Source organism: Sphingobacterium sp. UBA2480, assembly GCF_002341965.1.
Lineage (GTDB): Bacteria > Bacteroidota > Bacteroidia > Sphingobacteriales > Sphingobacteriaceae > Sphingobacterium > Sphingobacterium multivorum.
In genome coordinates, this window is record NZ_DDPA01000009.1 from 593,498 (window position 1) to 605,111 (window position 11,614).

The window sequence follows — 11,614 nt, forward strand, 5'->3', positions numbered from 1 at the left end:
TCAGAAATATACCTAACTTTAAATTAGAGCAAAGCCCAAAGCCGGTTTAACATTGGCTCAAGCGGAGATCTAGCCAAAAAAAGGCTCCCTTATCGGTTAATAAGGGAGCCTTTTATTTGAAAAAAATCGCCTATCCATTTTCCACTTTTGATTTTTCATGGGCGAGAAGTTCATCTGCGCAGAGTTTTCCGAATTTATCGGCCGCCAATGGGCTATCCCCAGTAATCAATTTTCTGTCAACGTGACAATCGCCGGCAATTTTTTTATTCAAAATTTCTACCCCAAGTTGTTTGAGTTTTTCGCCATAAAACCAGGGCATCTCGCCCGGCTGGTAACCACTTTCTGGCAAAGTCTTATCCATTTCATCGGGAAACGAATTGATCTTATACCCCTTAAAGGGAAATTCAGCGTCTCCGCAATCTGCAGCACTTAAGAGCGCTGCCGGGCCATGGCAGATTGCCAAGAGATATTTATCTTCAGTTACTGCCCATTTGATAAGTTCTTTTACATCATTATTTTCAGGTAGCCCGAGCATTGCGCCATGTCCACCTGGAATAAAAACGGCCACGTAGTCAACATATCCTTTGTTCGTATCAGCTATAAAATCCCGTAGGTTGTGCGGGTTTGAAAATTGTGTATTATACTTGTCGAGGATGTTACCGATGTTTTCATCTTCGTACGGCATAGCCCACATTTCGAATTTTACAGGAGCACCGGTTGGTGTGTAGAAGTCAACCTCAAATCCAGCCTGTTCGAAATGAAGAATGGGAACGAGTGTTTCGACCGGATGATTGCCTGTTGAAAATTTCTTTCCATTTTTCATGGTCATATACCGTTCTTCTGTGCAAAGCACAAGAATCTTTTTTCGGGTGTCCTTGTTGACATCGCTGTACTTTTTTTTGCTGTAATTTGTCTTGGTCGTAACCATTGTCTTTCTTGAAAAAAAAGAAGGTTCGTAACCAATCCCGTCAAATACGGGTTCTTTGCTCAAATCGTTTGAAAATAATGACATAGTAATATTTTTTTTGGTTCGACATTCGTGCTATTGATAAGCTTCGAAGGTCAAACTTTCCACATTTATTAATCTTTAAGAGATAACAATATCAAAACCCATGCTGTTTCGCCTAAAAAATATTTGTAATCAGGGCAAAATATTTTACGAGGAACTTGGCTTTATGTACTCAAAAATATTTCATCGCTAAAGTAACTAACCATATCAGGTTTTAAGGTAGCTTGGACGCTGTTCAAGCGGGCTTTTTCTTTTTGTACATGAGGGAACATATTTTCCAATTTGCCGTCTCTTCAATACAATCCAACAGATCGATATCCGGCATCAAGGTATACGTTTCATTTGGCAGGAGTAAAAAAAATATTAGCTCCAGTGTAACAGATGTTTACCTCCATATACTTATTGTATATGAAAGAACTATTCAAAGCAATGCTGTTGCTGTTTTTAGGCACAGCTTTTACGAAAGCTGTATCGGCGCAGTCTAATACGAGTCAATCGGTTATGGTTGAGGGAAAAAAAATGGCCTATAAAACCAGCAATCTTGCCAACCGCAAAGCGGGGGAACCTATTTTGGTGTTCGAAGCCGGATTGGGCGGCGGTACATTTGATCCGATTTTACCCCTTTTGCCCAACCATATCGCGAGTATTCAGTACGAAAGAAGTGGTATTGGTAGTTCCGAACCCGACTCCCGTATTGTGACAGATAGCCAGGTGGTGGCGCGCTTACATGGCCTTTTGCAAACCTTGGCCATTCAGCCCCCTTACTTGTTAGTGGGGCATTCCATGGGAGGCCCTTACATCCGTCTGTTTGCAGCCCAGTATCCCGATGAAGTATGCGGACTGGTATTTTCGGACCCGACGGATTTTATGTTAACCGAGCAAGAGGATGAACATGCTAAAGTGGTCTCGCAGAGTAAAACGAGCTATCAGCAGATTACAAAGATTATTATGGAGCAGATGTCCAAAAATAAAAATTCCAGTGCGGGAGCACATATTGATGCTGCTCGAGCGCTAACGTCCATTTCAAAAGGATACTTTCATGAATACCGAACATTGCCGCCATTGAAAAAAGAAATTGCTGCTACAGTGATCATATCCTACAACAAAAATATTGAACTGCCGGATGAAGAGCTGGACCGTAAACTAAATCTGGGTATCAATTTTAAGGCATGGTGGAAAGAATACGATGAATTGCGAATCCAGCGCTATGCAGCATTGTTAAAAGACAATGACCATAGCATGCTTGTCCTGCTCCCGAAATATTCACATGGTATTTACTACCAAAATCCGCAATTGGTTGCAAAACTCATACAGGACAATTTTAATAGCTATAAAAAGGAATAACTACCTCGAGTCCCTTGATTCGAGGATGGATCCGATGTAGGAATCAAGGCTTTTTATTTTCCCCTTTTCTGCTTTACCAGCACGATCCAATCGTCCTGTACACTTTCTGTGCCTACCAATAATAGCGCATTGTCTATCGACAATAAATCGTCTTCCGCAAGTGGAGTTGTGCTGGTTTGCGCGAGCAGCTGTTCAAGATTCCCTTTCATGGGTTTATAGGCGTGCTCGCCAAATTTTCGCCATAAGTACGTAAATCCTTCACGCTTTAAATAGCTGAGTATCTTTTCGTTCATAGGTCGCGTTTTGTAATAAACAGCACATCCGCCATCTTGTTTAAGCCAACGACCAACTATAAATTATATCGCTGACAATGAATGTGATAAAAATTAAACCATTGTGCCTTCTTGATTGTTTGCTAATAATATTAGTAATTTTGAACAGAGCAGCTACCAAATTAAGAGAGGCCGAAGGACGGCTTTTTTATACAATTGAAAAAACATGGAGAGGAGTATAGTACATTGTGATCTCGATACATTTTTTGTATCTGTCGAGCGCTTGCAGAACCGCAAGCTCATCGGAGTACCCGTGCTCATAGGAGGAAGTAGTGACCGCGGGGTAGTTGCGTCTTGTTCCTATGAAGCCCGTAAGTTTGGCGTGCATTCCGCTATGCCGATGCGGCTGGCACTACGCATGTGTCCCGAAGCCGTTGTAGTCCGGGGCGATCACGATCGATACAGCCACTATTCCGGTATCGTTACACAGATTATCGAAGAAGAAACGCCTATTGTCGAAAAAGCCAGTATAGACGAACATTATCTCGATGTCTCCGGTATGGACCGCTTTTTTGGTTGTTGGAAATGGACCCAGGAGCTCCGCCAGCGTATTATCCGAGAGACTGGGTTACCCATTAGCTTTGGCCTGTCGGTCAACAAAACCGTCTCTAAGATCGCCACCGGTACGGCCAAACCCTGTGGCGAAAAGCAGGTACAAAATGGTACCGAAAAAGGTTTCCTCGCACCGCTATCCATCCGCAAGATTCCCATGGTAGGCGAGAAGTCCTTTACCTTGCTCCGAAATATGGGGATTTCCAAGATCGGAACCCTACAGCAAATGGAGGTGTTCACCATGCAGAAGGTCCTCGGGGAAAATGGGATCAACATCTGGCGCAAAGCCAATGGGCTTGATGATTCCCTGGTGTTGCCTTTTCGGGAGCAAAAGTCCATGTCCAAAGAAAATACCTTTCAGCAGGATACTATCGATATGGATGTACTCCGTCGCACGCTGATCAGCATGGTCGATACACTCGCTTTTGACCTGCGCAAAGAGCAGAAGCTGACGAGTTGCGTCACCCTCAAGATCCGTTATAGCAACTTCGATACCCATACCCAGCAACTACAGATCGGTTATACCAATTCGGATCGAAAGCTTACCGATGTGGTGCTTTCGCTATTCAAAAAACTCTATAGCCGCAGGATGCTGATACGGCTTATTGGGATCAAGTTCTCAGGCCTGATATACGGTTCTTACCAGACCGATCTCTTTGACGACAGTGCCGAGGAGGTCAACCTCATGCAAGCCATGGACAAGATCCGAAAACGCTATGGGGCTGAATTTCTGATGAAGGCCATCTGTGCACCGCTGCCAGAGAAAGGAGGGGAGCATGCTCTTAAATCTACATAGCTATTATAGCCTGCGTTTTGGTACCCTCAGCCTGCAGGATCTTGTCTCGGGCATGCTTGCTGGCGGTTATGATACTGCGGTTCTTACCGATATTAATAATAGTTCGGGTTCGCTGGACTTCATTAAACTGGGCCGCGCTGCTGGACTGAATCTACTTGCGGGAATGGAATTTCGCAACGGCGAACAGATTTGTTTTGTCGCCATTGCCAAAAACGAACAGGGCTTTCGTGAGATCAATGAATACCGCACCAAACTCAATCTAGAAAACCGCGCTACACCAGAGCGTGCGCCCGAATTTGAGCAGGTCTTTGTCATCTATCCCTTTAGCAAGCTCAATGGCTTTCCATTGCGGGATTTCGAATACATCGGCATCAGACCCAGCGAGCGTACACGCGCCCAGCTGATGGGCCGCAAAGTTCTTGATCGCTGTGTGATACTCGCACCAGTCAGTTTCCGAAAGGCCGATTATACCTTACATCGGCAGTTGAGGGCGATTGATAACAACTTGCTGATCTCGCAGCTCGGCGATGAGCAGATAGCTGCCGAGGACGAGGTATTTATCCCTCGTGTGAAGCTGATGCGCTTATTTTCCGACTTGCCCCAATTGCTGGCCAACACCAACCGTATACTGGGCCAGTGTTCTTTCAGCTTTGATTTTACCAGTGTCAAGAATAAAGCAACTTTTACCGGTAACCGCTACAACGACAAGCAGCTCCTGCACAAGTACTGCATGGATGGCTTTTCCAGACGCTATGGTCGTAACGACCGGGTGGCAACCGAACGCATCCAGCGCGAGCTCGAGATTATCGAAAACCTGCGTTTCTCCAGTTATTTTCTCATTACCGACGATATCTGCCGCTACGCACGTGGGCGCAATTTTCACTATGTAGGCCGTGGATCGGGGGCCAATTCTGCTGTTGCTTATTGCTTGGGGATCACCGATGTTGACCCCATTGCACTTAAACTTCCCTTTGAGCGTTTTCTCAATCCCAAGCGCAAGAGTCCGCCTGATTTTGATATAGATTTTAGTTGGAATGAGCGCGACGAGATGTACGACTATATCTTTAACCGCTATCAGACCGGTCATACAGCCCTGATGGGCGCCATGAGCACCTTTCGCTCGCGGAGTATCCTGCGCGAGCTGGGTAAGGTGTACGGACTGCCCAAGGCCGAGATCGACCGCCTGGTGCATGAGCCCGATCATATGCTCAACAAAAATGAGGTGACTAATACAATTCTGAGCGTTTACAACCGCATGGCCGATTTTCCCAATCAGCGGACCATCCATGCCAGCGGCGTGCTCATTTCGGAGGAACCGCTCACCTGTTATTCAGCGATGGACAATCCGCCCAAGGGATTGCCGACCATGCAGTTTGATATGTATGTGGCCGAAGATATCGGTTTTGAAAAGTTCGATATCCTTTCGCAGCGCGGTATCGGCCATATCAAAGATTGCCGGACCATTGTGCGGGAAAACTTGGGTGTGGTGATCGATACCGACAACCCCAAGCGTTTTTTTCAGGATGCCCATATTGCGACGCAATTAAAATCAGCCAATACCATCGGCTGTTTTTATATCGAGAGCCCGGCCATGCGGCAGCTGCTCACCAAACTGCGTTGCGATGATTACCTGACGTTGGTGGCAGCGTCCTCCATTATTCGGCCTGGTGTGGCCAGTTCGGGTATGATGGGCGAATATATCCGCCGGCATCACGACCCCACGACGGTCATCTACCCGCACCCCGTGTTTAAGGAACAGCTCGAAGAGACCTATGGCGTGATGGTCTATCAGGAAGATGTGATGAAGATCGCCAATGCCTACGGTGGACTCGATATGGCCGATGCCGATGTGCTGCGGCGCATGATGTCGGGCAAATACCGGAGCAAAGACCACCTGATCGAAATCGAGGATAAATTCTTTTCCAACTGCAAGGCCAAGGGATACCCCGAAAAGACGAGCCGCGAGATCTGGCGGCAGATGGAAAGCTTTGCGGGCTATTCCTTTAACAAGGCGCATTCCGCATCCTTTGCTGTAGAGAGTTATCAGAGTCTTTTCCTCAAGACTTACTATCCTTTGGAGTTTATGGTTGCGGTACTCAACAATTATGGTGGGTTTTACAATCGTAAAGTCTATGTCAATGAGGCGCGAATTTCAGGCGGCAATATCTGCCTGCCCTGTGTCAATCAGTCCGTTTTTAATACCTCCATTCAGGGTAAGGATATTTATCTGGGTTTTGACTGCCTGCTCAACTTGGAGGGTAAACTGGCCCATCGCATTATCGAAGAGCGCGAAGCGAATGGCACCTATACGAGTCTGGAAAATTTTGTTAAGCGCACACAGACGGGTATTGAGCAGGTTGTTATCTTGATCCGTGTTGGAGCCTTGCGCTTTACGGGGACGGGAAAAAAGCAATTGCTGTGGGCTTCGCATCTGATGATGAGCAAGCATAAGCCTGTGGCGAGGGGTATGGCGCTCTTTGAGACTGAGAGTCGCAAGCCTATACTGCCACCCTTAGAAGAAGATATCCTGGAGGACTATTACGACGAAATGGAGCTGATTGGGTTTTGCGTTACCGGGACGCTTTTCGACCTTACCAAAAGCGATTACCGGGGCGATATGCCAGCTAGAGAGCTTTATCTGCATGAAGGGAAAATAGTCCGCGTTGTGGGGGATTTTGTCTGTGAGAAATTTGTGAAGACCAAGCGTGGCGACCTGATGAAATTCGGTACTTTCCTCGATGCCGAAGGGCGTTTTTTTGATACCGTCCATTTCCCACAGAGCCTGGTCAAATATCCGCTCCGTGGGGCGGGAATCTATTTGGTTGAAGGCAGAGTTGTCGTAGAATATGGTTGCCCTTCCATTGAGGTGATCCGCTGTGCTAAAATGCCGTTAAAGCCAGATCCTAGAAGCGAGTAACCTGCCGCTTTAATCCAGTACTGCGGTGAGGTTGGGATTAATCACAAATTTACCTTCTGCAGTCTCTTGGATGAAATCTGATAGATTGATATGAAGCATTAGCGTATGGTTTTCATTCGGAGAAAGTTTATTGTCGGCTGCGATATTCACCGCGATAATTTGTCCTTGCGGCATCTCTAAAGCATAGGGAAGGTCATCTATGACTATTTCATTTCCTGTAGGGGCAACTTTTAGCATAACTTCCTGTAGGCTGCCATGGGGCACATGTCCACCCGCGATGATGCTATCCTTTTGAATTCCGAGGATGTTTACCCTTTTATTTGCCTCGATTTTTCCTCCACCTGCAGACGTGCGGGTCCATAACTGCTGGATCTCGAGATGGACTGCATCATACTGATCACCTTCAGTTTTTATCTTCACTTTTAAGTGCGCCTGCTCGGGTGCGGGGCTATCATCCTCATGGCAGCTACCTAAAAGTATGAGGAGGACCAGGCCTATAAGATGCAACAGCGCAGACACCCTGCGGGCGGTTAAATTTGTATTTTTTCTATTGGAAATCAGGGGCATAATTGTTTTTTCTAATTGAACACAAGAGGAGCGGTCATCGTTTGCTTTTTTGTAAAAACAGCCCGCTACGTGAGCCATATACACATTGTCCATTTTTCCCTTACTATTCAATTTAACTTTTCATATCTTTGTAGTTCATGCAAAAACAACTATTCACATATTATAGTTTAGCGATTGGAATGATTGCCTGATTCCGGGTGTCTTGCTTCTAGCGTTTCGCTGGTAATAAGCATGTTACCAGTGGTATACCTGTGAGTCATTCGGATGACCAATAATCAGCATTTTAATTTCATCATTCTAAATTAATAATAAATGAATAACCTCGCATTATTTGGTTGGAATAGTGACCTATTTCAGCTTAAACAAGAATCTACATATTCTAATCTTTTTCATGGTCGTGTTTCGGCTGTGAACAAAACTAACTACGAGATCATGTCCGAGAACGGCTTGCTATTTTGCGAGCTGGCGGGCAATCTGCTCTTTGGAAAGTCAGCGTTTGAGCTACCCTGCACGGGGGACTGGGTTATCTTTCAACCTTTTGACGACAACAAAGGAATAATTGTCGATATCCTATCGCGTACCCACACATTGTACAGAAGAAAGAGTGGTACCATTTCGGATAAACAGGCAATAGCATCTCATATAGACAAAGCTTTTATTGTTCAGAGCTTGGATGCCAATTTTAATCCCCGTCGAACGGAACGGTTTATGGCCCAGGTATTGGAAGAAAATATTCAACCGGTGCTCATACTCACTAAATCTGATTTGGATTTTAATCGACAGGATATAGATGAGTCGTTAAAACACCTTACCAGCAACGTGCAAGTATTTTACACAAGCATTCATTCCACAGAGTCCATTGTTCTTGTACGTGAATCTATCCTGCCTGGGGAAACAATAGTATGTATAGGCTCCTCTGGTGTAGGAAAAAGTTCTTTAGTCAATGCGTTATGCGAACGCACAGTGTTGCTCACCTCCGAAACAAGTAACGCCACAGGGAAAGGTAGGCACACCTCAACCCGGAGAGAAATGGTCTTGATGGATGGTTCCGGCGTTTTGATTGACACGCCCGGTGTAAGAGAATTCGGTTTAGCGTTAGAAACTCCCGAAACATTGGAAGATGTATTTGATTTCTCTGGATTTGCTGGCTCCTGCCGCTTTGACAATTGTGCTCATCTTTCCGAACCTGGATGTGCAGTTAAGAATGCGTTAGACAATGGTCTTTTAGAACCTCGTGTATACGAAAGCTACTTAAAATTGAGAAAGGAATCATGGCATTTCTCCGTATCTGAACACGACAGGCGCAAAAGAGATAAATCCTTCTCAAAAATCGGGGAGGAGGCGAAGCGAATAAAGAAACGCTAATCAATTTTTCAATTTTATACAGATGTTCCTTAACAATGTTGAACATCTGTATATTTAAGATGCAGATATCAAACCTTGGTAGTCACGAATTCACTTTCTAATATACTATACCACCCGAAACGACCACTTTTCGGGGGAACATTTCATGTAGCGGATATAATAACAGAATCGAATGAATCAGGGAAAATTACTACTTTATTAAAAAGGCCGGCGACATGAATTACCGACCTTTATAACTACTAAAACAAACTAACTTAACCTATCAGATAACGATATCCATTTATAATAGTTCATTTTTTAGCAAAAAAAAGGACTAATCTTTCGATTAGCCCCTAACTAAATTATAGACAGATCCATAAAGGACCGGAAAATACGTTTAAAATGGCCAGGCCTAAAACCTGACCATACAATTAAATCAATCTAACTGAACTGATACATAACGATTGACGCTAAATGGACAATTCTGTTAACAGCTTGGTTTGATAAAAATGAAAAAGCCTTGAGGGGGGAACCCAAGGCTCTAATTATTATTAACCTATATTTTTGAAAAGTACTTATAATACAATGTCGAATTACTTTTAGTTTGAAAAAAATAAAAAAGGCTGATCCTAAGACCAGCCTTTAAAATCAACCATAAAAAATAAAACCTATTAATCGTGTCCTTCAGTCTTAACGATCTTATTGTAAATTCCCAATAATAAAAACGGTGCCGCCCATTGACCGACGAACAAAGCTGTATTATCATCTTTTGTTTTGCAACATTTTAATGCTGCTGAAATTCCCATCGCTGCAAGTGATGCCGCCAAGAATAAAATTGAGGGAATTTTAGAAGTTTGCTGTTCTACTTCTTTTGTTACTTTGTCTTCATTTCCTGTTGTAAGTGCCATAATATATATACTTTGGTTTATTAATGAACTACTTTCAAGAACGAATAGTTTAGTTTTATACAAAAAAAACCAGGACTCAGAATCTCGACCTTCCATTCAAGATATTGCACTAAAGACTTTTATGTCGTTACTTTGGTATTCCTAAGAAATAAAATACGCTATTTTGTGTTAAGGTTCTTCGTTATCTGCCATGATTTTAAATGATGATTATAGGTGAGCATCCAAGCCGTTTCATTGGCTCTCTTTCCTTTTTCATTTAAATATTCACCTACTCGTACTGTTATCAGTGTTGTATTATCTCTAAGTATTTCAGCATATGCTTTTTCACCAGTGCTAAGTTCTGCTATTGCCGGAATATTTTCTACACCTACTTCGGGTTCGAACAGGAATGTTGCTGTACACCCAATATTGAGACTTTTTCCTTGAAATATGATTCCGTTCATGATGTTATCTTTTTAAGGGTGAGAAATTTATATTACAAAGAGAACCGCTATGGCATTGGTACCCTTTTATAAGTTTTACAGTAATATAACGTTTACAAGTCGTGATTTATTTTTTCTTGCTAATTTTATGAAATAAATATTACATTTCTTCAATAAGATCGCGAGTCCCTTGATGCTGGGGTGATCCATTGCAAGCGATCGGTTTGGTTCGGGGTCAGCTGTAGGATCTTTGACTAAGCACAAAGTTAACGACTTTTTGAACTATATGGGCTGCATTACTGTTCCAAAGTAAAGAGAACCGTATATAGCTTTTGAAGATGAAATTTGTCAAAGTAAATCGAGTCGTATTAACCGCGCTGCGAGCGATGGGGTATAATGTGCTGATTTCACCTGTTGAAGTTCAGGATCCACAAAATATTACTTGGAAGGCGATGTCGGTAGAGAACGTCGATACCTGGATTAGGAACTTGTATTGTGGGCAGGGAAGTACGGCTCGTCCAAATATTCTTGACATTGATTATGTACTGGCCAACGTTCCCGAGTGCTATTTGTCAGGAAGTGTATTTATAGAAAGTGATAAGGTTTATTAGTCTATAAATCCGCTTCGTTATTTGGCGTGAATATCTTCCGTTTAAAGATTATTGTGGCCACGTTTTTTTAAGAGACCCAGAGGTTAAAGAATCGTTGTACGATTACCCATTTACCATTCACTTTTTCAAGCAGAAATGCATCACCGTTTCCACATAAAGGACCGCATACATAGTCAACCGGCACGTATGCTTTTTTGCGGTTATACCCCATAATGGGAAGATCAAAGTAATAAATGCTTTGATTACGGTTCATCCTGTATTTATCGGCGTCATCGACATTGTACGCTGCTTTGATAGCGGCTGGAATCGGGATGATTGCCTTCTTTTCGTTCATCTGATTAAGCATATCCAGCGAGTCTTTGAGCTGGTTATCCAGTATTTTCATCAGCGTCTGTGGATCGACGTTGTAAAAAACATAATTCCTGTCATGCAATGATGAGATAAAATCTCTGATAAACTTATTATGAATGAACGCCCTTCGTTCTCCTTCACGTTGCAGTTTGATACCAGCCGAATCGTCAGACAAAATTGTTTCTAAAATGGAAATATAGTCTTTTTGCACTGAGCTGTCATTGTATATTTTGGATTTATTATTTTGGACAGGTGTCATTGTACTTTTACGCATTGTACAGCCCTGGAAAACTAAAAAAAAGAAGATAATATATAGATAATTCATATGCAATTAGTTGTTCCTATTTCCGTACTAGATCTGTGCCAAAAAACTTCATTTTCAGTTTTTGGTCTAATCCCGCTTTCCATCTTTTGCGCCATCCCAGACTTCAGTAATGCTACAACTGGGTGCAGAAGAGGCA

Annotated in this window: 11 protein-coding genes; 5 read left to right on the top strand and 6 right to left on the bottom strand. The window is 43.3% G+C overall.

Annotated elements, in window-relative coordinates:
* Positions 1-130 precede the first annotated feature (130 nt).
* Complete coding sequence (locus tag B3600_RS23075; protein WP_070568443.1) at positions 131-1,012, bottom strand: DJ-1/PfpI family protein; 882 nt, start codon at positions 1,010-1,012, stop codon at positions 131-133.
* Positions 1,013-1,417: 405 nt separating this feature from the next.
* Between B3600_RS23075 and B3600_RS23080 the strand changes: the two genes are divergently transcribed.
* Positions 1,418-2,353 carry an alpha/beta fold hydrolase gene (locus B3600_RS23080; RefSeq protein WP_286754539.1) on the top strand — a complete coding sequence of 312 codons (936 nt, stop codon included), beginning with the start codon at positions 1,418-1,420 and terminating at the stop codon, positions 2,351-2,353.
* A gap of 53 nt (positions 2,354-2,406) precedes the next feature.
* On the opposite strand, the gene B3600_RS23085 is transcribed toward B3600_RS23080, so the two are convergent.
* Entirely contained in the window at positions 2,407-2,646 is a 240-nt protein-coding gene (locus B3600_RS23085) for a hypothetical protein (RefSeq protein WP_286754540.1), read from the bottom strand.
* Positions 2,647-2,851: 205 nt separating this feature from the next.
* On the opposite strand from B3600_RS23085, the gene dinB reads away from it, so the two are divergent.
* Positions 2,852-4,033 carry a DNA polymerase IV gene (gene dinB / locus B3600_RS23090; protein ID WP_070568437.1) on the top strand — a complete coding sequence of 394 codons (1,182 nt, stop codon included), beginning with the start codon at positions 2,852-2,854 and terminating at the stop codon, positions 4,031-4,033.
* Entirely contained in the window at positions 4,014-6,950 is a 2,937-nt protein-coding gene (locus B3600_RS23095; RefSeq protein WP_286754541.1) for a DNA polymerase III subunit alpha, read from the top strand. The genes dinB and B3600_RS23095 overlap by 20 nt, the downstream gene beginning before the upstream one ends.
* A gap of 9 nt (positions 6,951-6,959) precedes the next feature.
* Here B3600_RS23095 and B3600_RS23100 read toward each other — a convergent pair whose 3' ends face one another.
* Positions 6,960-7,595, bottom strand: coding sequence for a DUF4382 domain-containing protein (locus tag B3600_RS23100; protein ID WP_286754542.1), 636 nt, complete (start codon positions 7,593-7,595; stop codon positions 6,960-6,962).
* Positions 7,596-7,829: 234 nt separating this feature from the next.
* Here B3600_RS23100 and rsgA point away from each other — a divergent pair, with 234 nt between their 5' ends.
* Positions 7,830-8,882 (top strand): ribosome small subunit-dependent GTPase A, encoded by a 1,053-nt coding sequence (rsgA, locus tag B3600_RS23105; RefSeq protein WP_286754543.1) that lies wholly within the window; start codon positions 7,830-7,832, stop codon positions 8,880-8,882.
* Between the two features lie 650 nt (positions 8,883-9,532).
* Here rsgA and B3600_RS23110 read toward each other — a convergent pair.
* Both B3600_RS23110 and B3600_RS23115 read right to left on the bottom strand, forming a co-directional pair.
* Positions 9,533-9,769: a hypothetical protein gene (locus tag B3600_RS23110; RefSeq protein WP_112374587.1), complete on the bottom strand. Its 237-nt coding sequence runs from the start codon at positions 9,767-9,769 to the stop codon at positions 9,533-9,535.
* Positions 9,770-9,927: 158 nt separating this feature from the next.
* Entirely contained in the window at positions 9,928-10,212 is a 285-nt protein-coding gene (locus B3600_RS23115) for a hypothetical protein (protein ID WP_070568770.1), read from the bottom strand.
* 317 nt (positions 10,213-10,529) lie between these two features.
* On the opposite strand from B3600_RS23115, the gene B3600_RS23120 reads away from it, so the two are divergent.
* Complete coding sequence (locus B3600_RS23120; RefSeq protein WP_286754544.1) at positions 10,530-10,802, top strand: hypothetical protein; 273 nt, start codon at positions 10,530-10,532, stop codon at positions 10,800-10,802.
* 67 nt (positions 10,803-10,869) lie between these two features.
* Here B3600_RS23120 and B3600_RS23125 read toward each other — a convergent pair whose 3' ends face one another.
* Positions 10,870-11,478, bottom strand: a complete 609-nt coding sequence (locus tag B3600_RS23125) for a hypothetical protein (protein WP_286754545.1) — start codon at positions 11,476-11,478, stop codon at positions 10,870-10,872.
* Between the last annotated feature and the right edge of the window lie 136 nt (positions 11,479-11,614).

Coding starts and splice junctions, on each gene's coding strand:
- B3600_RS23125 (WP_286754545.1), bottom strand. CDS start 11,478: ATGAATTATCTATATATTATCTTCTTTTTTTTAGTTTTCCAGGGCTGT.
- B3600_RS23080 (WP_286754539.1), top strand. CDS start 1,418: ATGAAAGAACTATTCAAAGCAATGCTGTTGCTGTTTTTAGGCACAGCT.
- rsgA (WP_286754543.1), top strand. CDS start 7,830: ATGAATAACCTCGCATTATTTGGTTGGAATAGTGACCTATTTCAGCTT.
- dinB (WP_070568437.1), top strand. CDS start 2,852: ATGGAGAGGAGTATAGTACATTGTGATCTCGATACATTTTTTGTATCT.
- B3600_RS23085 (WP_286754540.1), bottom strand. CDS start 2,646: ATGAACGAAAAGATACTCAGCTATTTAAAGCGTGAAGGATTTACGTAC.
- B3600_RS23110 (WP_112374587.1), bottom strand. CDS start 9,769: ATGGCACTTACAACAGGAAATGAAGACAAAGTAACAAAAGAAGTAGAA.
- B3600_RS23120 (WP_286754544.1), top strand. CDS start 10,530: ATGAAATTTGTCAAAGTAAATCGAGTCGTATTAACCGCGCTGCGAGCG.
- B3600_RS23075 (WP_070568443.1), bottom strand. CDS start 1,012: ATGTCATTATTTTCAAACGATTTGAGCAAAGAACCCGTATTTGACGGG.
- B3600_RS23115 (WP_070568770.1), bottom strand. CDS start 10,212: ATGAACGGAATCATATTTCAAGGAAAAAGTCTCAATATTGGGTGTACA.
- B3600_RS23100 (WP_286754542.1), bottom strand. CDS start 7,595: ATGGCTCACGTAGCGGGCTGTTTTTACAAAAAAGCAAACGATGACCGC.
- B3600_RS23095 (WP_286754541.1), top strand. CDS start 4,014: ATGCTCTTAAATCTACATAGCTATTATAGCCTGCGTTTTGGTACCCTC.